We start from the raw sequence: 23,412 nt of genomic DNA on the forward strand, positions 1-23,412 counted from the left end.
TCAGCAACCTTGCCACTACGCTCTTGTGCTGCAATCGCCCGCATAGTCGATCGCATTCAGCCATGCCGGCGCTTCCTGGAATGGCGATCTTGCCCTGCTTGCTGATCAACCCAAATGTCAGTCATCAAACGCCCGTCCAAATGGTCGATTTCATGCTGGATGACCGCACTGTCCCAACCGACCATCTCCTGTTCGAACAGCTGCCCATCCAGCCCAGTTGAACGCAGCGTCACGCGTCGTGCGCGGTAGACATCCACGAAAATACCTGGAAGTGACAGACAGCCCTCCTCAAACCTGGCTTGACGTTGGCCCACGGCCACCAACTCCGGGTTGAGATAGATCCAAGGGCGATTACGTTCACGCGAAGTATCCATCACGATCAAGCGAACGCGTGCATTGACCTGGGGCGCAGCCAAGCCGCACGCGCCCATGCGGTACATCGTCGCCAGCATGTCTCGCGCCAGCGCCCGAACTCTGTCATCGACCCTCAAGATCTGGTGTGACGGCTTCCGCAAACGAGGGTCGGATTCCGTCAGAAGTGATAGAAATGTCATGCCCGCTCTCAAGCGAATTGGATAGCGGCCAAAGCATCTGCACGATCCGCGTGAGCTGTCGGCCGGCTTTTTTGAAGGTAAGGACACTAGCGGACGAAGGCTTTCGGGGCAGTCCGTTTCTTGCGATTGAAGCGGGACCCCATGAGATCACTTCGGAAGCAACAAACAGAGTTTCCGACCTGCGACGACCGCCTAAATTGGCTGCATCGAATGATTACATTCGGTGCCGCGCATCGAACGGTGCGCGGTGATCACTAATGCGAGGAGATACACATGTCGAAGAACAAACTCGAAGAGAACAAGGCCATCGTGGAGCGCTGGTTCAAGGCGTTCTGGGGAAGCCCAGCCGACCTTAGTGTCATCGAAGAACTCTTGGCACCCAATGGTTTGGTCCACTACCCGATGCATGGCCCCATCCGAGGCCATCAAGCGGTACGCAAGATGATGACGGAATTCCGTGAAGCGTTCCCGGATCTGAACTTCTGGGGGACCAGTCCGTTGATCGCCGAAGGCGATTACGTGGTGGGACGTTGGGACGGCGGTGGCACGCACACCGGTCCGGCCTTTAGCGACCTTCCCGTCGGCTCGCTGCCGGAAGCGTCGGGAAAGAAGATTCGCTTCACCGGCACCTCGGTTTTCCGCATCGAGAACGGCAAGATCGTCGAGGAGATCGGAGAAGAGGGCGCTCTCGTGGCTCTGCAGCAGTTGGATCTGCTGGAAAAGCCGAATGAGAGCTACCTTGAAAAATACAAGGATGAGGCTGCCGCGTAAACGACTGGCTTACAGAGAGAGGCTCAAATTAGAGCCTCTCTCTCTTTGATATAGATGCGGACCTTAATTATTACCTCCGCATACATTCTCCCCGAAGTTAGATGACAGAGCCGCCACCCAGCACTGTGCTCAATTCGGGTCCGCTACCAAGGGTGTCAATAGAACGAGGATCTCTCCTCTTTCCGTTGAACTCCCACCCTTCCACTGCCCATTTCGCGCCCATCGACCGCCGTTGCCCTGGAGGCCGGCGCTCTGATCTCGCCCTCGCTCATTGCCGAGCAGACCCGCAATTATCGCGGTTTCACCCACTTTGAGCGCGACTTCGGTCCTGATTCCCCTCGTACTGAGCACTGGCGCCGACGTACCGCCAGCCGATCCAAGCGGTGAGGAGAGATCATATTCAACATTCACAATGGACGCGCCATCGTCAGCAATGAGCGGAACGATCTTCAGGTGGCTTCCGGTTGCCATATAGCCACCATGCGTCTCAACTCCTCCACTGCCGAACTTCCGTCTTTCTTCGATATAGGGAATGAGCTCACCCGATCGGAGTATCGCGGCATTGCTGGAAGAGACCGCAACAATGAAACTGGACAGCACGGTTGCGGAGCCGCTCTTCTGTAAAGAATTGATGATTGCAAGTTCATCGCCGCGGAGCACCGCCGCGCCGAGGCCATGCTGTTCACTGATCTCGGCGCCTAGCGGGATCCAATTCTGTGGAGCTTGAGCTCCCTGCTGCACTGACGACATTCGAGCTATCTCTTCTTGCGAAAGCGGTCTCAGCGCAGCCATCAGGGACTGTGCTTGCTCGGACCAAATTTCCAGCACAGTCACCAGTATCCTAAGCATCCTGGCCGTCCGATCAAGCTTCTGAAGCACGGGCAGCACCTGCTTCCATTCGTCCGGCGTCGCATAGATCAGGACTGTGCCTGCCTCATCATCGCCCGATACCTTTTCCCGGATCTCAGCTTGACCAAGTGCGTCGTTCGCGTAAACGGAGCGGAGCGCGGCCGAGATACTTTTCGCATTTGCGTGCTGAAGACGAAAGGCGAAGAGCGACCTGCCGCCATTGGTCAATGCGCCGATGTCGGATGCCGCATGCGTCGCTGGTGCCGTGCCCTGCGCCGCGACGCTTGTTTGGCAGAACTTCCAACAACTGGAGACCGGCAGGCGCGGGTCACTCCCAACAGGGCATGACACCGAGTCGACTGCAGCGGCAGCCCATTCCTCGTCCGAATGTCGCATCCGAGCCGCCGAATCAACTGTGCTCTCAACCGCGCGAGCAAGATAAATTGCCGCTTTTGAAGGTTGACACTGCACCGTCATGACTGCCAACCCGAGGCACCGTAGTACAAACGTAGGCCCAATACTCATAACAGACGCCTTGGGTTTGCGAGCGATAAAAGACGGATGCGACGACCAAGGTGTGAGGCCAATGTTTATGTGCTTGATCAAGACACAACGGGCCGATGCATCTTTAGCGCCCGATCCAGTCAGATCCAGTCTACGCAGTTCGCTTCCAGGATCACGAGGCATGGAGCGGAGTCAGTAGCGAACAGACTCCGCTCCATCTCGCTATCTTGAGGTGATAGAGGCAGCGGGCTATTAACTACATCCCTGTAGCCGACGATGTCTCTGACGAGGCGCTTTCACCACTGTATCCTGAAGCCCTGACGGCGTACCGGTAGTTGGTACCGGGACGGACGTCTGTGTCGGTGAAGCTTTGCGAGTTGACCTCCGTAGCAATCAAGGCCAAGTCGGAATCACCGGAGGCACGATAAACGTCAAAATAGACAACGTTGGCCAGATCGCTTTTCCACGTCAGATCGATCTTGCCCGCGCTTGGATTGGCGCTAAGTGCTGTGGGTGCCAGTGGCAGTGAGCTTGGATTGGATCCGAATCTCACATCTTCGAAGCGAGCTGTGCTTGTCTCGCCCACTGAGCCGCTGAAGTTGAATGCCCCTACCAGGACTTTCGACCCAAGACTGTCGTCACCCTCCGCAGGGAACACAACGCTGTACGTCGGTGACCAACTGACGCCATCTGCAGACGTGAAACCGTAGATGAAATTCCCTCGCCGGACCAGCTTTATCCAGTATGGCTCCCCCGCCGCCGCGTAGTCTTTGTACCCCATGTAATAGGTTGTGCTACCGCGCCGCCAGTTCAACCTCACCCCGGCAGATGTGGTTCCGGGGGGAGACATTGTCAGAGCTACATAGGGCGTGCGCGGCGAGGCATCGGCGGACTTGCGAATCATGATTCCCGCTCGCCCCGCACTACCGGCGGTGCCGGACGTCTTTACCTTCGCTTGGAAAGTGAAATCTCCTTCGGCCATCCTACTCGCGAACTGATAATTTTTCTCGATTCCGACGCCGGAGCCAGTAAGAGTCAGGCTGTCTCCAGCACTCTGCATGCCAGGTGTCGAACTAGGAGAACCTATGCCCTGGTTAACGAGGCTGGGCACTTCATTGGCGGTCGGCTGCTCCCAAGATGCCTTGAGTAAATCTCTTTTTGGGTTGTTGTCTTGAACTCTTCTGAAAATGAATCCCGGGAAGACGAAGCCCGACGTGTAATCAGGGACGAGTGTGCGGTAGTGCGAGAGATATGGCGCCGACACTCCTTTTCTATTGACGTAAGCATTGTAAATCAGATGCCCGGCCGACGCAGGAATGTCGGTGCGTCGACCCTTCGCATCCAGCCCAATTGACGTGTACAGGCCATATGTTGGCCCATAGGGAATGAAATTACGCGAGCCCCCTGAGTTGAAGTCGGCGTAATATTCCATCATAGATAGCAGGCGATTGTCTGAGTATGCATAAGCGTCCGAGCCTTGCGCCCACAAGGTCTCTGCCGTATAGACTGTGTTTGCAATTTGACCAAAGGCGTGACCCTGGTCGCGCCCTGTATCGCCGGCCTGACCATTGGGCAACGTGTTGCTGAATCCGCTGGCAGGGTCTGTCAAATACGCGTTCAAGGCCATGTTGTACTTGACCGTGTCATCGCTGAAGACTGCGACAGCCATGGCTGACCATATTTGTAGAGCACCCTGGCCACCGCCGAGCGTCTGCGATCCTGCCCCCCATCGCTCACCGCCAATGAAAAGCGATGGCCAATAGACCAGATCCAAGTAGTCCTTAAACGTCTGGGTGTCGTCGTCCGTCCAGCCGGAGTATGTGCTACGCAATATCTCTGCACTGCCAATGCTTTGGATCGCAGCATCGCCTATCGCGAAACTGGACTCAGCACCGCTAAATTCCTTTTGAACGGTTGCCCATGCCAGTAGAATTTCGCGTGCCTTGCTAGCGTATGCGGTATTGTCAGTGAAGTACCACATGAGCGTCAGGTTTGATGCCGCCATCATGTCATGCTTATACGCGTCCAGATTCATATCCGGATTACGGGACACCGCTTTGAAAGGCCCCAGAGGCTGATAGCTGAGCGAGCTATGCGAATTGGACGCCAGCATTGCGTAGCCGGCTTTCCAGGGATCCTGCGTGAGCCTTGACTTGATCGCATCCAAGTGGTCTCGCGTGAACACGATACCGGGATGACTGAAGGTGCGGGTTGGACTTGGCACAGGGGCCGGCGCCTCTGTGGGTGCCTCGGCCGGCGGGACGGAGGGCTGGGTTGGCGTCACCGGCAGCGGCTGGGCGGCCTCGGCTTGCGCGCTTGACCCTCCGCCACATGCGGACAACATCGATACGCACAGCCAGAGTGAAGGGCATAGGTACTGCATTCCGCGTCGCCACGGAGTCGAGTAGTGATTCATAGCTTCCCCAAGTGCTAGGTTTCAAAGACGTCCGGCGCGCGTACCTAGCTTCCGCTGTGCCTCCCCTACACCTGGATCATAGTGCGGTGGCGAACGCGCCACACTAACCAAGCTAACGGCGCAGGCGCATCTGGGCGACGCCGCGGCAGGAGGTCGAAGGTGTAAGCGTGGATGAGAGTGTCGAACCAGAGGGCCGCTACAATGGTGACGCGTCAGGCGTCAGGCGTCAGGGTTCATTTCTGACCATCGGGGCCGCCCCACATTTATCACGAACATCGCAGCGGGAGCTGTTCAAGTGCATGCGTTTCGTCGTTGGCTTCTGGTTCCGCAGTTCCAAGACATGGTGGAATCGCGGAATTCCCCGTTCATGCAAGTCTTGTATGTACTCTTCGCCGTCCTCCCCGTTGCGAACAAGGCAATCTCTTTGTGGGTCAGCTTGGCTGATCCCGGCAGAATCGACAGCGTCGAGCTAGCGGATATCTTTAGTGATTTCATTGTATCCGGCGCATCCATCTGGGCCTTGGCATACACACGTACAGAAAGATTTGGCATTGGCGCCAAAGTTTTTCTCTTTGGAATTATCGCAAGTCTTGCTGTTGGCTACTGGAGTGTTGAGCCCGGAAATCTCACGCGGGATCCTCTCCCCTTGTTTGTAGTTCTTCTAGCCGGCCTTCTCTTCGGACGCCGAATGCTGTGGACTTGCTACGGTCTTTTGAGCCTCGTTTTCCTGGAGGTGGCCTGGCTGGCCACACTTAGGGGACAACCACTGTCAATCATGGCGGTGTACCTCGCCCAGCTTTGCATCACCTATGCGTTGATTGGCTTGTTGGTCGACCACACCACCAATGCCCTGCGGAGCTCGTATAACACCGCTCGAATCAAGGCAAAGGAGCTTGAGGATGCCCTCACAGAGCTAGGTCGCGTGATGTCGGCTCGCGAGTCGGCCGAAGCAGCCCTGACGCGCATGCAGAAATTTGACACCGCCTCTCAGCTGGCCGTGGGCGTAATCCATGATGTAGCTAACAATCTCAGCGTCATTTCGGCGTTTGCCGCGGACGCTGAGCGGCTTGCGGACGGAGGCGTGGATGCCCTCATTTGCGCAATGGAGGAGATTAGCAAGTCTTGCGAAATGGGGTTCGACGTCATCGACAGGATTCTTGATTTCGCGAAGCGAGAGAAATCCGAGATCATGGTGACCCCTCTGAGCGAGACGCTTGAACACCTAGCACCGCTGATACGAAAACTGCTGCCCCGTCGCGCGTCGCTCGACATCGACGTGCCTGACGACTTGGAACTGGCAATCGATCCCGCACATTTCCAACACGTGATCATGAATCTAAGCACCAATGCAGGCCAAGCGATAAGCGAGGGCGGAACGTTCAGCATTAGTGCGTCATCTGAGGAGTGTGTCGCGACCATCACCATCCGGGACACCGGTAGCGGAATGGATGCCTCCACACTTCGTAGAGCCTTTGAGCCACTGTTTAGTGCGAGGTCATCTTCTGAAGGCGTTGGTCTTGGCTTAGCTATCGTCAAGGAATTGGTCGAGCACGCTGGTGGCCAGGTAGAACTGGCCTCATCGCCAGGGACGGGCACGACTGTCACCGTTCGGCTATCGGCAGCAAATTTGAACTAGCCTCCAGGGAGTATCCAATTCCTCGGCGAGCGACGATTTGCAGTGTCTCACCTGAGGCATTGAGCGTAGCAAGCTTCTTGCGCAATCGATGAATCACCATATCCAGCCGGGTTACATCGCACGCCGCAACATCCTCGCTCAGCAGCGCCGCCAACGCGCCTCTCGTGATGCTCTTACCTCGCGCGGCAACAAGTGCGCGCATGAGAAGCCGCTCCGAAACATTCAGTGCCACTGATCCCGAATCTTCCATCCAAAGGACCCAGCCATCGTCCTGTAACTTCCAAGTAGCGAGCTGCCTATTCTGCTTTTCTGGACTCTCAGACTGACCCTCTTGATCAGCAAGCCTCTTAGTGTCCAGCCTCTTTGCTAGCTGCCGCATTGACAGCGCAACCAGTTCGATGTCAGCCGGCTTCTTGAAGTACAAATCGGCTCCTTTCAATAGTGCAGCTAGGTGATCCTGCCGTCCCCTCCTCGCAGTGAGAACGACAATTCCCACGTCTTCCTGCCGCTGGCGGAGTCTGGATAGAAGTTCCAGCCCGTCCAGATCAGGCAAGCTCAGATCAACCAGCACCAAATCGGTGTCACGCACCTTTATCAAACGGAAGAAATCTGCGGCAGTTCCTGCGCTTCGGACGTCGAACCCATAGTCTCGCAGCCCTGGGACGAGTATTTTGTCCCGCATCTGCGCATCGTCTTCTACCAAGGCCAAGCTGATCATTCTCATATCTTATTCTTCTCGCCTACCACATCGATCGCTTTCTCCTTTGCGCGCTTCTCCTAGTAGTCTTTTTTGGATCTTCTGCACAATCGGCGTCGGCTGATGGCGACCTCCGATACTGGTTAGTGAGACCTCACACAATCCTTTATGTAATCCTATGCGCCGCTCGCCCCTAACGCCGCGTCCCCTTGCGCCGAGCACTCCAGGCGTTGCGATCGAACACTTGAGCGACTGGCGTTCCCAATTTTGCACGAATAGTCGGCCTTTGGGCGTCTTGCGCCAGCGTCGACTCATCGCACGATACCTCAATGTAGGTCGCTGCCGTGACCGGGCGCACATTTTTGTCTACCCATGGACTGAAACGTCTTCTTTTCGACGCGATAAGCAACAGCGGTGTGGCGACTGATCCGGCCTCAGTGGTCCATTTCTTTGCCGCCAGCATCTTCGGGATCCAGCTTTCAGTTGCATTTGCTTGGCTTTGGACCTTTGAATGCCAACGGGCAATCGTGATGTTGGAATTCACGCGCTGCAAGTGTCGGCTGTCAAACAGTAGAAATGGAGGTTGCGTGCGCTGTCAGAGATCGGTCCAACATCAATTCGCAGAGCGCTATTGACTCCCTTTCACTCAAGCAGCTTGAGCCCTTCGTTGGTATTGACAGAGACTTAGCCAGCCCTACGGAAAGTAAAATTGATGCGCTGCTCACCAAGCAGAGGGTGGGCTGTGCCCTTCAGCGGCATCACGCCGTGATACCGCATCCTGTCTTCACCTCCCCAAACCACCACGTCGCCATGATGGAGTTCGACCTTAAGGCACCGATCTGTTCTGTCCAACCCGCCGAAGAGAAAAGTGGCCGACATGCCCAATGAAACTGAGACGATCGGCGAGTTGAAGTCGCGCTCATTCTTGTCTTGATGTAGGGACAAGCGGGACCCAGGTAAATAGCGATTGATCAGGCATGCGTCCGGTTCGAAGCTCTCGAATCCGGCCTGGCAAGCGGCCGCGACAGCCAGCGCTCTGAAGGAGCTCGGCATAGGCGGCCAAGGCTTGCCGCTGTCTGGATCGAGCGCTGTGTAGCGATAGCCACGACGGTCCGTGGACCATCCAAGATCACCGCAATTGGTGAGCGCTACTGACATGGTGAATCCGCCGGGCGTCACCATGTTCCGGAACGGTGACCGCTCAACCAATGAGTGAATAGCCGGCAAGAGAGTCCCTATATGAGGGAGCGCGAAACCCCTCAGCACAACAGCACTGGGACCAAGTTGCACGACCGGGCACATTGGAAACAGATCTAGGTTACTCATTTTTTCAATGCCTACTTCGAATCGTGAAAAATCAAACCCAAGGTGTGGCGCTTTCCAGCTCGAATCCTACTGACTCCATGTCGCGCTTGCCCTTTAATTGAGGTGCCGCGCTTGCCCACAACGGGCCGATAATTGACAGCAAAAACGACCGCGTCCCCCTGCTGTAGATCGACCACGTCGGCGAAGCTACTAGAGCCGCTCTTCATGGCCATGACAAACTGCCCACCGTGAAAGTCCTGTTCCGGCGCTGACAGCAAAATGGCTACTTGCAGGGGGAATACGTGCTCGCCATAGAGATCCTGATGGAGGCAGTTGTAATCGCCTGAACTGTACTCAAGCAACAAGGGCGTAGGCCTGAGCTGGCCAACGTCATGGCAACGCGCGAGGAACGACCCCAGATCATCTGGGTAGCGTGTACCAATTTTCAGCTGCTCGACCCATTGATTCGCAATCGGGACGAGCTTGGAATAGAGGGCATGCCGAAGGTCTTCAATCGCCGTTGGAAGCGGATAGGCAAAATACTTGTATTCACCCTTTCCAAATCCATGCTTTGCCATGACAATTCGGGTTCGGTAGAGCAAATCATTGTTGTAACTGCCGGCAATCGCCTGGCACTGCTCCGGACTCAAGAGCCGAGGCAGGCAAGAATTTCCGCGCTCCCTCAGCTCATCGGCCACGCGCCCCCAATCTACTCCGTTCAGAATAGAGCTTGGTTCAAGGTTGATTGCGTTCACGACGCTGCCTCGTCGGCGAGGAGATTTCGCTTCCGTTCGATGCCCCAACGGTAGCCGGCGAGCGCTCCATCCTTACGCACCACACGGTGGCAGGGGATGGCTAACGCAAGAACATTGGCGGCGCAGGCACTGGCAACGGCCCTCACAGCTTCTGGCACGCCCAGATGCTCAGCAACATCGCTATAGCTTCTTGTCTCGCCCATGGGAATGCCGCACAAAGTCTGCCAAACCTTCTGCTGGAACGCGCTGCCACCCACGTCAAGATCTACAATGCCGTCGGCGCTGTCTTTGTCAATGAATGCAATAACTTGCCCAAGCTCTCGGTAGAGTTCCGACTGGGCTTTTACCAAGGGAAGATGTGGAAATGCCTCTTTCAGCTGCGCTACGAGGTCACCGTCATTACTCCCAAGGAAAATTGCGCAAATGCCACGTTCACTCCGGCCGATAAGGGCTTTCCCGCGCGTCGTCTCGCCTACGGCGTAGCGAATGGTACCGGTCTGCTCGGAGCCAGGCGCGCGAAAGTTGTATTTGAAGAAAGACTGATCAATGTTCATTTTCCTGTTCTCGAAGCGATTGGTTGACCATCACAGTCTGGACGCTTTGCGCCCAATACGAACTCCGCTCCTTGCGATCAAATTCGCGAGACGTCACCATCGCCTGGGGCCGCCCCCGTTCTCACGGACGCTCAGAAGATGTTCGACCCCGGCCGCAAGGGGCGCTCATGTCAAAGGGTAGAGGTCGATATGCGGTCAAACTCTAGACCCTCCAGCAGCAATGGCGTGGACACCGTACGTTTTGGCAGATTCCAACTCATGTGACTCACGCGCTGCCTGATCGCGAAAGCACTATGTGGCAGCTTGGCGTGCTTACCCTGCGCAACAGCCTGGAGGTGCCTTTGCTTCATCCCGAATCAACTCCGTGCGGAATGTGCTGATTCGACTGCCGTCGGACCTCGGTCTGGAAGTCGGTTCACAGCGTCGCGCCAAGGAGGCGGATATTGCCGCTCACTAGCGCCCCTGATCTAGGAAGTGGATGTGAACAGTGCCGAGGCACGCCTCTGCAAGCCGCCCCCTGTTCAGCTTTTCACTTGGCCTCTTCAGTTCCATGCGCGTAGATCAAAGGAAGATTGGGGGAACGTTCGTTCGGCCCAGAACACGGCGCGGTCACCCACGTCAATGTCGCCGGCAACTACCTCTTGTTGACCAACATCAATATCAAGCTGCACTGCATCTACGAGCCCATTCGTCTTCTTCGGCGCGTCAGGCCTCGGCCTAGGATGAAGTTCAGAAAGGATCAGTATGCGCCTGGCTACAGCTCTTCGAACCGAGCTGCCGTCCTTGGGAAACATTCAGCATCACCGATGCGATCAAGGAGACGTCGGAGAGCGACATTGAGGCCATCGTCGCTGGACGGATAGGGAGACCCAAAGAGCGGAATCGGTATCCAAAGGTGCTCTTGCCCGGAATGTACGTAGGGCGCGTGATCATCAAGCAGTAGAGCATCACCTAGCCGCGGTGACGCTAGAAGCAAGTCTTTCGTCTTGCCTGACCAGCAGATGTAGCGCAGTTCGGCGAACCAGGCAGGCGCGCTGCCTTCGCGAACCAGTAGCGATGCGATGCTACGAAAACGCTTTTCCGGAACAGTCGTGAACATTACCAACTGATCAAAATGCCCGAATACGTCCTCCAGGAACCTGTAGAGCCCAGGCCTGGGAATCTGGCTGATCGCATTGGAGATGAGGGTACCCTCAAGGTCCAGCGCCAATATGGTCGGCTTCATCACTGCCTCCGCCGTCGATGCGTGCGACTACCTTGCTCTCTTGGTGCAATGCTGTCTATCGCGTGAGCCTACTGGTACGGACGGGGTGTGAGCCCACCGGTACGGCGCGCGTCGCGTGCCATTCGCGAACGCCGACGCCACTTCAGTTAATCGTTAAGACTCGGTGCTAAGCCACCGTGACGTGAGGCATCACCAGAGCAATCAGCCTATCCATCGCGGTAGCATTCGCCGCCTCGGCATCACCCTGTCGGCGGAAGCCTGTCCAGTCACTATGGGCAACGATGCTCAGTTCGTTTGGACTGACCGATAGCCGACGCATGGACCAGAAAGGGAGTCGGCGCTGACCAACCCGACCCCGCTGGAGCTCGACCAAGCCCGAATGGCTCGTTGCGCCCACCACTCGGGAATAGGCGATGTCGACCCCATCGTCCGGGCCCTCCAGATATTGGAGGAACCTGCCCCCATCGAACAACAGCACGCCGGTTACGCCGGCATTGCAGTTGAACCGCGACGCATCGCCGATCAGCCATTGCAGCCGCTCCTCGACTGCCTCCCGAACGTCACCCGCTAAAGCTGGGCCTGCCTCGCTTACGTAGACCACGGCCTTGATGGGCATGTAATGCTTCTCCTAAGCGCCAGTCCCCCAGTTCAGCTGTCTCACCGTACCACTTCTCACGGGCCACGAGCAGTCCGCGGTCCTGAATGCTTCACACGACATGCCATTTATGGCAACGGCCGGACCAGCTGGAGAGCTGGATCCGGCGTTAGATGCGCAAGATCCAACAGGCTTTACCGACCTTGCCTCTTTGACCATTCCAGCACGATGCCCTTCATCTCAGCCTGGACCCGCACAAGCCCATCCCTGGTAACAATATCCCCCTCCGGGGTGACCCCGGTCATAGCCCGGCGCAGCTCTGCGGGTTCAAGTTGGTAGACCAGACAGAGGATGGCGGCCAGGTCCCCGTAGTCCGCTTTTGGCAGATCCTTGACCCGCGCCAACAGATCCACCAGTTTCACCGCTCCCCGCTTGAGGCTCGGCGCCTTGGGCGCTCGAGGCGGCATAGTCACCTGCCAGTCGTAGCACCTTTGCACGAAGGTGACCCAGACACTGATGGTTGCCCGAGCACCCGGAACCTTCGCCAGATAGGCGAGCAGTTGCTCTTGGCTGAATGGCCCCTCCAGTTGCGCACTTTCACAGAATGCATCGGCAACTCCTAGGTACTGGGAAACCGTACGGGTCTGCTTCCCAGTGAGCCACACCCGGTACTCGCGCAGGAAAGGCCCCCACGGTTTGCTGTCGGCAGCGGACAAGCGATCCTCGATGAGAGCGAGGTCACGAGCTTCATTGCGTGCGTCCTTGTCGATGGACAGGCCGTAGTGTTCGCAAACGTACTGTGTGGCATTGAGGTTTGCCCGGAGCGTCTTGGTATCGTAGATGCGGAGAAGATCGGCAGCAATGAGTGGCTGGCGAGCCTGGGCATCACTGTCGATTGCCAAGAAAAATCCCGCAGCCTTTCCAGCTTTCTTCGGCAACGCGCCCGTAGGCACGTTCTTGACCAACAGCCACTCACCATACTGCCGGTACAGATCGGCGACCCATGATCGCTGGAAGATCGGCAGCTGCTGCTCAACTTCTCGGCGCACCCTGGACTTGATGCTGCATCCATCGCAGCGCGCACGACCGGTCCCATTGACCGTAGTCCCACACTCCGGACAGTCATGAGTGGCCGGCTGATCAGTGCTGCAGTGGCCGCAGAGCTTGCGGCCATCATCTGTGGTCTGCACCAGCTTTCGGTAGCGTCGGCACCTTGAACACGTGGTGTGTGTTGCCTTATTGATGCACCGCGGACAGGCCTTCTGTCCCGGCTGAAGATGGCTGGCACCGCTCAGGCGTTGGCTCGGTTCCTTGCAAATGTCACAAGGAACGGCTTCGGTGAAGTACGGATAGCAAGACAGACAGGCAACAACGCACTCGGTGATGCTACCCCCGTCCGGAGCCGGGACTACCAGCGTCACGTGTCTTGCTTCAGGAGCCAGGCGGTTGCATCGATTACAGCGCCGCTCAGAACGATCGCATCGTGGGCACTGAGGCGCCTTCGATTCTGACCGATGATGCACCACGGTACCCTCACAAGAAGGACATTGCGCCCGCTTGAACTCACGCTTGTAGCACGTTGCGCAGTACTCCTTCCCTTCGTGAATTCGCTGGGCTTTGGTGATGTGCCGGCTGCAACCATCGCAGCTACGGCGCCCTAACTTATCGGTACTCATCGTGCTTTTCCAACCATCTTGAATAACAAAGCTGCCCTTTTCTCGCGCCACCCAACCTGTCTTTTTCGCTCCGCTTCTCCCACCGTTCGTATCTCTTGCCTGTTGAAGCTACATCCCCTGTTTCGGCGGCCTGGGGGCAATCGCCCCACAAAGGCGGCTAGCCAAGGTGGCATGCTCTGACGGAAGCTGCGCTGCGTAAGGTGGCAACGATCTGCGCTGGCTTCCAGCGCCACCGCGTCTCCGATCAGAGATTCTGTCAGTTGCATGTACGCATGCCGGGCTTCCACTGACCTGAACTCCATACGTACCGTGGGTGAATAAGCAGGGCGCCCCGCGGCCCCAAATCCGGATAGCAAGGCATCGACGCCCCAGAGTAGGTCTTTGCCACTGCAGCGAGAGTCGCACGGCAAGAACCAATCGCACGGTCCCACCAGGGCATTGAAGAGAAGAGACTGGGCCGCGGTCACTTCTGCAGGCAGTGCTTTTGCAGCGTCCAAGTTCGCAAAGCAGTTCCAGCAGACCGTTATGTCAAAGCCCTGGCGTTGCGGCTGGGCCGGAACACCACAACGGGGGCACCGGTCCAGCATCAGCGTTTGGTGGATGGGGCATACCGTCCAAAAGGAAAGCCGCCATTGCCTCAGGAAGCCCCCGCCCTCAGCCAAGCAGGCCGGGCAGAATGCCAAACCAGGCCGCAAACGCCTGCGGTGGTACACGCCAATGCTCCCTATCCAGTGGTAGGCCCCCTGTAACGGTTCAGGCTGTCGCCGGGTTACCTCTTCCCACCGGCCCAAGGTCAATTCTTCCAGTACCTCTCTGGGTTGCCCGGATGCGACAGCCAGATCATCAATCAGGCGGGATGAGGCGCTGACGTCGACATCGCGGTTCCATACGGCCGTCCCTGGAGATGCAAGTTGGATTAGCGTATGGGGCGAGACCCCCCACAAGATGGCCTGACGCGCTAAGTAGCTGGTAAGCAACTCACCGGGAATCGGAGGTGGCCAGTTGGTATGCACTAGACATCTGCCAGTGCATCTTCCTTTGGCCGCGCTTCCTTCACCGCCTGAATCAGGTTGACGGTGATCTTCTCGCTACCGTCGGTGATAGCCAAGATTGCCGCGTCCTTCAGAAGACGTACGGTCCCGCCAATGGTCTCCTCTCCCAGAGCAAACAGGGCAGTGGACAGCTCCTCGGTCGCCAGGCCCGAAGGCTTGCCCAGCGGCAAGAGACGCTCGTAGGTGTTGAGGAAGTTGAGGTAGGGAATGTCCAGCTCCCACCTCGGCATGGCCACAGTTTGAAAGCGCGACTTCATCTGCGCGTCAAAGGAGAGCGCATTCACAGCAGCGGTGGTACCCGCCGCCACAATGCTGATGTTCAAGTCATTGCTGAGCTTGCGCAGGCCGGCGAGGATATCGGCCGCCCCCTTCCGTGCGAGGGTCACATCATTGAACTCATCGATGGCCAGAACCCGTACCATGCGCAAGCGCATCACTGCCAGCACCATCTGATATTTGGTGTGGGCCGGATCAGACCGGCGATGGGTCACGGCGCAGCGCGTCAGGATCTCAGACCAGACCTGCGACAGATCGGCCGGCACAGGCATAGCCATGCGAACAACGGGCGAGCAGAGCGTTCCGTTCTCTTTCTCCACTGACTTGTGCCTGAGCTGGAACTGTCGGAGCAACGCAGTCTTGCCATTGTCCGCTCGTGCCACGATCACACGACAAGGTGGGCGCTGGGTGGTGGGGTACATGACCAACTGATCCAAGGAATCCAGGATAGACTTGGCCTTTTCATAGCCGATCCAGCGATCTGCTCTGCAGATCTCAATACGCTTCTCGACGTTGCTGTCCATGTGGACAGCGATGCTATCCATCAGATGCGGGAATGCGTTCATCAGTTGATCTCTCCTACCTCGAGTACTTCAAGAACCTGGGAGAAGATGCCGCGATCTTTCACCGCTGCCACAGGGAATTTCGGTACCGCGGGTACCGTATGCGTTGTGCCGGGCACAGGCGCAGCATCGCCTTGCTTGGGACGCTTGGCGTGCTGCCGGCGGGCCGCCTTCGTCTTAGACACCGACTCGTCCACCAGCTGCCGATTCCTGCGGATACTGTCGAAGATGCGATCTTCGTCCACCGCTGCTTTGCCCTCGGCGCGAATGGCACGCTGTGCTTCACGCAGTTCGCCAACAGAAACCGCCGGATGGCCGAGGTTGCGGTAAGGGATAGCGATGTAGTCGCCCACGGCCGGGTCTAGGAAGTAGATGACGCTGACGTTGCGAGGGTCCCTTGCGAAGGTGAACTTCTGGTGGCGCTTGGGAAATTCCGGATCCGTGGCGCCGATGTACGGGTCCAGGACAGGGTCGTAGTAGTAGACGTAGTCGATGCGAACGCCGTAGCGCTGGACGGTGCTGCTGAAGTAAGGCAGGAAGTCCAAGCGAATGCGATCGGGGTTGGCGGGCAGCATCCGGCCAATACCAGGCTTGTCACCACCGAGAATGCCTTGCTGCCAGATTCGCATGGGGGAGGAGTCCTGGAGCTGACTGTGGCTACGCTGGTGATAGTTGTTGACTATGAATTCAACCAGATAGCGCTCCACGTCCTTCAATGTCAGGGCTGCTTCTTTCTCAGAATCGTAGCTATCCTTCTCCTGAGTATTGGAGAACGTAGTGCCCGGCACCTTCTTCATCTCCGTGGCCACCGTTCCCATGTAGCGCTCGATGTGCCCACCGTAGTTAGGCTTCTTCACTGGCCGCCACTGCATGTCGATGTTGTTTGCTTGGCAACCGCGGTCAACCGCTTTGCACTTGAACTCGCGTGCATTGTCCGCGTGTAGCGTGCCAATCTGGCCCCAAACCGGCCAGTCTCCCTCAACGCCAAGCTCCCGCAGGTACTCACTCTTGGTGTTGATTGCATGTGATACGCACATGGCCACCGAGGTAGCCGAGGGTGCGTCCAAGGTCACATAGAGCCCGACAACCGACCTGCTGAAGACGTCGATGGCCAAAGTGAGGAAGGGTCGGCCAAGCGGCTTGCGGTACACCTCATCAACAACGATCACGTCGAGCGGGGTATGGTCTATCTGGACGACCGCCATCGGGAAGTCAGCGCCAGGGAAAGAGCCCTGAATCGGCTCATATTTGTTGCGGGCCTGATCCTTCTGACCACGCGAGCGCAGCGCTGTAGCAGGTCTGACCTCAGCCAACCGCTTACGAATGGTGTTTTCGTGCGGCGCATCAATGCTCGCGACGCGACAACGCTGGAGCACCTCGGCAACGACCTCCTTGGGCGAACGGCGCTGCTTGGTCAGGTAGAAGTCCTCTATGACAGAGGCGATGACCAGCTCTTGGTCGGCATGAAGAAAGCGGTCGCCCTTGTTGCGACCAGGCTTCCGAGGCACCAGCGCTGCGACGTGCTGGTGATCCAAGTACAACGACAGCCACTTATAGAGCGTTGAGGTGTTAACACCCGCGGCCAAAGCGGCCCGGCTGACATCATCCTTGCTGCGGTATGGCATCTCGATTAGAGGTTTGATAGCCTCGAAACGGCGCTGCGCCACCGCCCAAACTTCGTCTGAATAGTGGTGCACAGAGTAGTTGGGGGTGCCATCGGCCGTCGCTGCCTCGATAACACGCGACATGGTCTCAATTCGCAGCCGTGCGGGCACCTGAGTCTCAACATCCTCGGCCAGGACGCTATAGAGATCGAGCGAACGGGTGATGCGATAGCGGCGCTGGCCAACCATCACCTCAGCTCCGGGCGCGATGCTCATGAAGTTGGATTCAGACATGGGTTACTCCCTCAGCTGCATCGGCATGCGCATGCTGAGCGGCTTGTTCAGATCAATGTCGAAGTCACCCCGGGCGACCATCTGCCACAGCGCAGGGATGGCCAATGCCCGCTCCTCCTCCGGCCAGTAGGCGGCGGCAAGCAAGGCTTCGGGTGTAGTAGGACCAAGCGCGCTTGCGGTGTAGCGCAGCTGGGCCTGCCTGACATACAGCGGGTCCATCGCCCGATACCGGCGAAGGAACTTGGCGTTTTGGAGGTAGGGCGTGCGGATATGACGCTCAGTCACGATCTTGAACTGCCAGTCCCTCCTACGACAGTAGGCGACCGCGGCCTTGAAGCGAGGCCGCAGCTCTTGCCAGTCCTCCTTCAGGGACTCAAGAGGTTTGACCTCATAGACAACGGTCGGGATCTCGTCCCGATTGAACTCCGCCAGCACGTCAGGGGTGTACCGCCGAACCCGGCCGGCATCTACGTAGGTCAGAGTGAAGGGCTGTTCCTGGACCCGAAGGACCTGAGGGTTGGAGTCCAGAACAATCAGTAGATCGCGCTCGAGCGACGACTCAAAGCCGGCTACCCCGCCAGCTTCCAAATTGACCTTCCCGGTCAGGGCCCGTCGACTATTTTTCAACTTTCGAACGGGGGCGCTGGAAACGAGTCTCTTCATCAGATGTTTTATGCAATCCGGTCGTGTTAATTCGTGTTTTCGTTCGCATCCTCTAATGTTGAGCCTAGACTAGATATGCTTTGGTGAAGGGCTCTAACCGGGGCTTTCTGCGAGGGGGTTTCTCGCCATTTGGTGTGAATGACAGCGGCAATCCGCCCTGCCCCGGCGAGATATCACTGGCGCACCATGGGGTGCTGTTCCTGGACGAACTTCCCGAGTGGAACCGCAGCGCGCTGGAGACCCTGCGCGAGCCGCTGGAATCGGGCCACATCCGCATCGCCCGCGCTGCACGCAGCGTGATGTTTCCGGCGCGGTTCCAGCTGGTCGCGGCGATGAACCCCTGCCCCTGCGGTTGGGCCGGCGACCGCAGCAACCGTTGCCTGTGCACCGATGAGCGGATTACCCGCTATCGCGCCCGAGTCTCCGGCCCATTGCTGGACCGCATCGACCTGCACATCGCGGTGACGCGTATGGATGCGGTGGAGCTGCGCGAGAGCACGCCGCTGGGCGAGCCCAGTGATGCGGTGCGCGGGCGGGTGGAGGCTGCGCATGCGCGGCAGCAGATGCGCGGGGGACTCAATGCGCATCTGCCTCCCGCTGCGCTGCGCGCGTGCACGCGGTTGAGCGAGGCCGACCAGGATCTTCTGGAACACGCCATCGAGCGCCTGCAACTGTCAGCGCGCGCGATGCATCGCATTCTTCGCGTGGCACGCACGATTGCCGATCTGGCCGGGTGCGAGAACATCCAGACCGCACATCTGGCCGAGGCGATTGGCTATCGGCAGCTGGATCGGGGGAAGGCGAGCCAGTGATGCTGCGTCATGACCGCAGCCGCTCCAGCAATCCCGGCAGCCATTCCGGCTTGAACAGGGAAGCTGGCTGTTTTCTCATCTCTTCTGGGCGCCACCATTTCCACGCCCTGATCGTTGCACTTTCCTCCTCCGTCCACCCATCACGCTGGATGTCGGGCTGGTTGGGGCTGCGGACCAGAAAATACTCTTCCAGCCATCGCGCAGGCGTTGATCGGGCGACCGCGTAGACGGCATCGCGCTTTTCCAGCCGCTCTCCTATCGGCAGATCCAATCCGGTCTCCTCCCGAAGCTCACGCCGTGCGGCGTCCGCATATCCTTCCCCGGGCAGAAGCTCCCCGCCCGGTGTAGCCCAGAAGGGAGCGTGGTGTTCATCGTGATACCGGAACAGCAGCACCGCATCCTCACCAACGATCACAAGGCGTGCAGATCGTCTGATTTCCATCGTTTCCTGTCCTTACCGGCCCACCCCAGAATAGGCCAAAAGCAGGCGGACCGAGAGAAAGCCATCAACGCGTGTCGATTCCTGGCCAGTGATTCGCTTTCCCGGGGATGGGCGCCTGTCGCCGGACGGCAACGGACGCCATGCGGCGGCTGACAAGGCCGAAGAGGTCCCGCAGTTCGGCTGCGCGCTCGGGCGTGCTGTTGCTGCCGAATAGCACACGCGCCAGCGCGGCTTCACGTGTGTCATGCGGGAACCGCAGGCGGTCCCGGTACACCTTCTGGCATACCAGCCAAGCCCGGCGCAGCCCACCGCCGGGCAGCGGGCGGACCACGCGTTCGTAGACCTGCCAGAACTGGTATTCGCCCTGCAGGTCGATCGCCGGCGCCACGGACAGCGCCTGCCGGGGCCGTCGTGGGCCGCCTATGCCGAACAATCGGGTTGGCGGGGTGTGCTGTGCCATGCGAACAGAATGACCCAGCAACATTGTGGGAACCTTGCGTCACTGCCGGAAAATCGCTGCCGGCCGCGCAAAGGTGGGTCTGGGGTCAGAGCCCTTTGCTGGGCAAAGGGCTCTGACCCCGACCATCATTGCCTCAGAACGCCATCGAGGTGCTGAACATCAGCTGCCGGGGCGCGCTGCGCTGCAGGCTCTGGTAATCCCCCGAGAATGACGAGCCGGCGATGGTGGCGGTGCCGATGTTGTGGCGATTGAACAGGTTGCTCACGTCCAGCCGCAGTTCCAGCCCCGGTACCGCGCTGTCCGCACCGAAGCGGTAGGCGGCATAGGTGTTGACCTGCCAGAAGGTCGGCACGCGGATGTCGTTCTCGTAGGTGAACGGCTGGCGCAGGTACGAGGTGCTGGTGGCACCAAAGCGCCAGTCACCAAAGTGCACGGACAGGTCGCTGACCAGCGAGATCTGCGGGTAGCCCGGCTGCGCATTGCCCTTGATCGGGTACACCGTGTCACCCACCACGAAATCGCTGTCGTAGTACGAACGGGCCACGGCCACGCCCTGGTAGAACTGCAGGTGGTCGGTCAGGTCGGCGGTGATACCAAGGTCGGCGCCGATCACATGCATCTTCGGCATCAGCCGCACGGTGTTGATCTGCGCGAACTGGGTACCGATGGCGGCCGACAGCAGTCGGTTGCGGATGTCGTTGTAGAACACGTCGCCGGTGATCGTCAGTCGGTCGAAACGATGCGAAGCACCGATGGTCAGGTTCCAGTTCTTCTCCGGGCGCAGCGTGCCGGCTACGCGGTCGAACTCATCCTGGTCGGTGATGGTCCACGCCGAGGCGGTGTAGCCGATGTTGCCGCGCTGGGCCACGCGGTAGCCGTTCATGGTGTTGACCAGGTCGATGAACGCATCGGTGGATTCAGTCGGGCTCCAGAACAACGATACATGCGGCAGGAAGTTGCTCTTCGCGCGCAGCGTGCCGTTCACCGGCCGGTCCTTGGCATCACCGAGGCCGCCACCGCTGGTGCGGAAATCCACGGCCTTGAAGCCGACGCCCAGCTTCAGCGTATCGTTCAGCACGATGTCGTCCTGCAGGTAGAACTGACGCGAGCGGGTCACCCAGCACGATGCGTTGTCGGTCCTGAACGCCGGGCCGTACACATCGAACGGACCGGTGGCCTTCAGCGGCGGACCCTCGCCCAGCAGCGGCTGCTGGTACCACTCGGTCTTGGCCGCGGCCTTGCTCTTCTCCTGCCAGAAACCGGCAGTGAAGGTGTGCACGCCGGCCTCGAACTGCAGGTTGAGCATGCCACCCAGCCGGTTGAGGTGCGGCGTCTGCACCTGTTCGGAGAACGGCGCGCCGTTGGGCGACGGCACGTTCGGGTCGGTCAGCGTGGCCTGGGTGTGGCTGTTGGCGTTGTACAGCTGCACGTTGGCGCCCAGCGCCGGGCTGATCTGGAAGCGATGGTTGATCGAAGACACCCGGTCGCGGGTGCTCTGGCCGGTGTCGTACGGAATCAGTTCGGACAGCTCACCGCAGGTGTAGGCACCGCAGGATCTGTCCGCATTCTCTGGCGAGGCCACGTACCAGGCCCACGCGTAGTCCGGGTAGAAGATGTCGGCCTTCCAGCCCAGCCTGCGGATCATGTCGAAGGAGATGTTGTTGTAGCCCCAGACCTTGGCCTTGCTGTCGGACAGGAACACAGTGAAATCGCCCCAGGCGACGTCCTGCTGCAGCTTCAGGTCGCCGCGCAGGAAGTTCTGCGTGCCCTCGCCCTGGTACTTGTCGGCCGACACCCGCTGCAGGTCGACCAGCACTTTCGGGCCATGTTCGCCGAGCTGGCCAGTTTGCCCGGACACGGTGGTGACCAGGGTGCTGTTGCTGCCTACGCCCTGCTTCACGCGCAGGCTGGGCGTGTCCCGCGGCTCGCGCAGACAGTACTCCAGGCTGCCGCCGTTGACGCTGCTGGAGAACACGCTGACCGGTGCGCCACCGGGGCTGACCGTGATCACGCCGATGCCATCGGGCACGCCCACGTTCACCACGCTGGTACCAGTGAGCGAAAGGAAACCGTTGTCGTTCAGCGGCACGCCTTCGAAGGTGATGCCCATTTCGTTCATGCGGTAGCCGCGCACGAACAGGCTGGTGGCCGAGATATCCAGGCCCAGGCCGTCGGTGGCGGTGTAGCTGGCGCCGGGCACCTGCTTCAGCATGGCCAGGCCGTTGTTGCCGGTGAGCATCGCGTCCAGGTCTTCGGCCTTGATGAGGTAGCGGTTGGGGCCGATCACTTGGGTCGGTGCAACGGCGGCGCCGCGCGGCGTGGCGATCACCTGCAGGGCATTGAGCGTAGTGGGCGTGTCGAGCGCAGCGTCGTGCGTGTCTGCGGCGTACGCAGGGGCTGCGATGGCCGCGATGATGGCCAGGGCGAGGCGCGTCGTGGGTGGGGTGCTCATGGGCAGATCCAGGGTGCAGAGGGAGAGCGGCGCAGGCGCACGCCCAGCGCGTTGCAGCACCGGTGTCGGCGCCCTGGCTGGCGGTGCGATTGCGTTGAAGGGGAGACGACGCGGTGCGCGCCGGTCAGCAGCAGAAGACGATCATCTGCCGCATCATTCGATGGCGTGATTTCGACGTGCGGAATTCTTGCATCGCACTGCCGCGTCCGCCATTGGGCCGTGGTACAGCGCGAATGGCGATGGGGATGGGTGGGTTATACGTGGGTATAGCCCTGGCGTGGCGGGGGACGACCTTGGTCGGCGCTTGCCGTTTGTGTGTGCCAACCAAGGTTGGCACCTACCAGAGCACAGGGATGACGCGGTTACCGCAGCACGAAGCGCTCAATGGCGCGTGCCACGCCGTCATCGGCATTGCTGGTGGTTTCAAACCGCGCCACCGCCTTCACCGCGTCAATGGCGTTGCCCATCGCCACGCTGGTGCCGGCGTACTGCAGCATGGTCAGGTCGTTCTCCTGATCGCCGATGGCCATGACGTTGGCACGGTCGATCCCCAGGTGCTCCGCCAGTTTCTGCAGGCTGGGGCCCTTGCCTGCACGATGATCGAACACCTCCAGGAAGAACGGTGCGCTCTTCAGCACCGCGAAACGCTCGGTCAGCTCACTGGGCAACCGCGCAATGGCCGCATCCAGTACCTCCGGCTCATCAATCATCATCAGCTTGATGAAGGACATGGTGGGATCCATGTCGGCCACTCGGCGGTACGACAGCGGCATGCGCGAGAGGTGCGAGTCGGCCACCGTGTAATAGCTGATGTCCTGGTTGGGCGTGTACATGCGCTGGCTGTCCAGCGCCTGGAAGTGCACGCCCAGTTCGCGCGCCACCTGCTCGCAGAACAGGAAATCGTCAAAGCTGAGCGGGTACTCGACCACCGTTTCACGCGTGCCGATGCGCTGCACCAGGCCGCCGTTGCAGGCGATGCAGTAGTCGTCGTTGCCATCGATGCCCAGTTCGTGCAGGAACGGCGCCAGGCCGGGGACCGGGCGGCCGCTGGTCAGCACGATGTGCACGCCCAGCGCGCGCGCCTGCGCGATAGCCTGCTTGGCGCGTGCGGTGAGCGCGTGGGTGGGATCCAGCAGGGTGCCATCCATGTCGATGGCGACCAGTTCGACGGTCGATTGCCTGCGGCCCATGTCCATTGCGTTCAACTCATGCGGGGCACGCCAGTTTACCCCCTCATGCCCGGTTCACCTCTTTGCC

General features: G+C 59.2%; 20 protein-coding genes and 1 pseudogene. 3 read left to right on the forward strand and 18 right to left on the reverse strand.

From position 1 onward, the window contains the following. Nucleotides 1-56: 56 nt before the first annotated feature. A complete protein-coding gene (gene def, locus QMZ25_RS06925; protein WP_283219342.1) occupies nucleotides 57-554 on the reverse strand; it encodes a peptide deformylase in 498 nt (165 codons plus the stop codon). A gap of 273 nt (nucleotides 555-827) precedes the next feature. On the opposite strand from def, the gene QMZ25_RS06930 reads away from it, so the two are divergent. Then, nucleotides 828-1,325 (forward strand): ester cyclase, encoded by a 498-nt coding sequence (locus QMZ25_RS06930; protein ID WP_283219343.1) that lies wholly within the window; start codon nucleotides 828-830, stop codon nucleotides 1,323-1,325. 129 nt (nucleotides 1,326-1,454) lie between these two features. Here the strand turns inward: QMZ25_RS06930 and QMZ25_RS06935 are convergent, their stop codons facing one another. Both QMZ25_RS06935 and QMZ25_RS06940 read right to left on the reverse strand, forming a co-directional pair. Beyond that, nucleotides 1,455-2,651, reverse strand: coding sequence for a secretin N-terminal domain-containing protein (locus QMZ25_RS06935; RefSeq protein WP_283219344.1), 1,197 nt, complete (start codon nucleotides 2,649-2,651; stop codon nucleotides 1,455-1,457). A 283-nt stretch (nucleotides 2,652-2,934) separates the two neighbouring features. Next, nucleotides 2,935-4,845 (reverse strand): alginate lyase family protein, encoded by a 1,911-nt coding sequence (locus tag QMZ25_RS06940; RefSeq protein ID WP_283219345.1) that lies wholly within the window; start codon nucleotides 4,843-4,845, stop codon nucleotides 2,935-2,937. Between the two features lie 616 nt (nucleotides 4,846-5,461). On the opposite strand from QMZ25_RS06940, the gene QMZ25_RS06945 reads away from it, so the two are divergent. After that, the gene (locus QMZ25_RS06945) at nucleotides 5,462-6,730 is read left to right on the forward strand and encodes a HAMP domain-containing sensor histidine kinase (RefSeq protein ID WP_283219346.1); all 1,269 of its coding nucleotides are present in this window, start codon (nucleotides 5,462-5,464) and stop codon (nucleotides 6,728-6,730) included. Here QMZ25_RS06945 and QMZ25_RS06950 read toward each other — a convergent pair. The 11 genes from QMZ25_RS06950 to QMZ25_RS07000 form a co-directional block, all read right to left on the reverse strand. Then, complete coding sequence (locus tag QMZ25_RS06950; RefSeq protein ID WP_283219347.1) at nucleotides 6,696-7,448, reverse strand: response regulator transcription factor; 753 nt, start codon at nucleotides 7,446-7,448, stop codon at nucleotides 6,696-6,698. The genes QMZ25_RS06945 and QMZ25_RS06950 overlap by 35 nt on opposite strands. Before the next feature lie 172 nt (nucleotides 7,449-7,620). Continuing rightward, nucleotides 7,621-7,971 (reverse strand): hypothetical protein, encoded by a 351-nt coding sequence (locus QMZ25_RS06955; RefSeq protein ID WP_283219348.1) that lies wholly within the window; start codon nucleotides 7,969-7,971, stop codon nucleotides 7,621-7,623. 140 nt (nucleotides 7,972-8,111) lie between these two features. Beyond that, nucleotides 8,112-8,753, reverse strand: a complete 642-nt coding sequence (alkB, locus tag QMZ25_RS06960; RefSeq protein ID WP_345782650.1) for a DNA oxidative demethylase AlkB — start codon at nucleotides 8,751-8,753, stop codon at nucleotides 8,112-8,114. Between the two features lie 11 nt (nucleotides 8,754-8,764). Then, nucleotides 8,765-9,487 (reverse strand): 2OG-Fe(II) oxygenase, encoded by a 723-nt coding sequence (locus QMZ25_RS06965; RefSeq protein ID WP_283219349.1) that lies wholly within the window; start codon nucleotides 9,485-9,487, stop codon nucleotides 8,765-8,767. Further along, nucleotides 9,484-10,041 carry a methylated-DNA--[protein]-cysteine S-methyltransferase gene (locus tag QMZ25_RS06970; protein ID WP_283219350.1) on the reverse strand — a complete coding sequence of 186 codons (558 nt, stop codon included), beginning with the start codon at nucleotides 10,039-10,041 and terminating at the stop codon, nucleotides 9,484-9,486. The genes QMZ25_RS06965 and QMZ25_RS06970 overlap by 4 nt, the downstream gene beginning before the upstream one ends. Nucleotides 10,042-10,795: 754 nt before the next feature. Further along, complete coding sequence (locus tag QMZ25_RS06975) at nucleotides 10,796-11,266, reverse strand: NIF family HAD-type phosphatase (protein WP_283219351.1); 471 nt, start codon at nucleotides 11,264-11,266, stop codon at nucleotides 10,796-10,798. A gap of 166 nt (nucleotides 11,267-11,432) precedes the next feature. Continuing rightward, nucleotides 11,433-11,882 carry a BLUF domain-containing protein gene (locus tag QMZ25_RS06980; RefSeq protein ID WP_283219352.1) on the reverse strand — a complete coding sequence of 150 codons (450 nt, stop codon included), beginning with the start codon at nucleotides 11,880-11,882 and terminating at the stop codon, nucleotides 11,433-11,435. Between the two features lie 173 nt (nucleotides 11,883-12,055). Then, complete coding sequence (locus QMZ25_RS06985) at nucleotides 12,056-12,910, reverse strand: hypothetical protein (protein WP_283219353.1); 855 nt, start codon at nucleotides 12,908-12,910, stop codon at nucleotides 12,056-12,058. A gap of 1,639 nt (nucleotides 12,911-14,549) precedes the next feature. After that, nucleotides 14,550-15,431, reverse strand: coding sequence for a TniB family NTP-binding protein (locus tag QMZ25_RS06990; RefSeq protein WP_283219354.1), 882 nt, complete (start codon nucleotides 15,429-15,431; stop codon nucleotides 14,550-14,552). After that, nucleotides 15,431-17,326, reverse strand: coding sequence for a Mu transposase C-terminal domain-containing protein (locus QMZ25_RS06995; protein ID WP_283219355.1), 1,896 nt, complete (start codon nucleotides 17,324-17,326; stop codon nucleotides 15,431-15,433). Before QMZ25_RS06995 ends, QMZ25_RS06990 begins: the two co-directional genes overlap by 1 nt. A gap of 3 nt (nucleotides 17,327-17,329) precedes the next feature. Then, entirely contained in the window at nucleotides 17,330-17,989 is a 660-nt protein-coding gene (locus tag QMZ25_RS07000) for a TnsA endonuclease N-terminal domain-containing protein (RefSeq protein WP_261728159.1), read from the reverse strand. 146 nt (nucleotides 17,990-18,135) lie between these two features. Here QMZ25_RS07000 and QMZ25_RS07005 point away from each other — a divergent pair. Further along, a pseudogene (locus QMZ25_RS07005) lies at nucleotides 18,136-18,801 on the forward strand (ATP-binding protein); the annotation flags it as partial. 7 nt (nucleotides 18,802-18,808) lie between these two features. Here the strand turns inward: QMZ25_RS07005 and QMZ25_RS07010 are convergent. From QMZ25_RS07010 to yidA, 4 genes are all read right to left on the reverse strand, one after another. Continuing rightward, entirely contained in the window at nucleotides 18,809-19,243 is a 435-nt protein-coding gene (locus QMZ25_RS07010) for an NUDIX domain-containing protein (RefSeq protein ID WP_283219356.1), read from the reverse strand. Nucleotides 19,244-19,307: 64 nt separating this feature from the next. Further along, nucleotides 19,308-19,727, reverse strand: a complete 420-nt coding sequence (locus tag QMZ25_RS07015; protein WP_277381168.1) for a hypothetical protein — start codon at nucleotides 19,725-19,727, stop codon at nucleotides 19,308-19,310. 109 nt (nucleotides 19,728-19,836) lie between these two features. Further along, a complete protein-coding gene (locus tag QMZ25_RS07020) occupies nucleotides 19,837-22,155 on the reverse strand; it encodes a TonB-dependent receptor (RefSeq protein WP_283219358.1) in 2,319 nt (772 codons plus the stop codon). 362 nt (nucleotides 22,156-22,517) lie between these two features. Beyond that, nucleotides 22,518-23,351, reverse strand: coding sequence for a sugar-phosphatase (gene yidA, locus QMZ25_RS07025; RefSeq protein ID WP_279941884.1), 834 nt, complete (start codon nucleotides 23,349-23,351; stop codon nucleotides 22,518-22,520). Between the last annotated feature and the right edge of the window lie 61 nt (nucleotides 23,352-23,412).

This window comes from Stenotrophomonas sp. RS-48 (assembly GCF_030053245.1).
Classification (GTDB): domain Bacteria; phylum Pseudomonadota; class Gammaproteobacteria; order Xanthomonadales; family Xanthomonadaceae; genus Stenotrophomonas; species Stenotrophomonas maltophilia_P.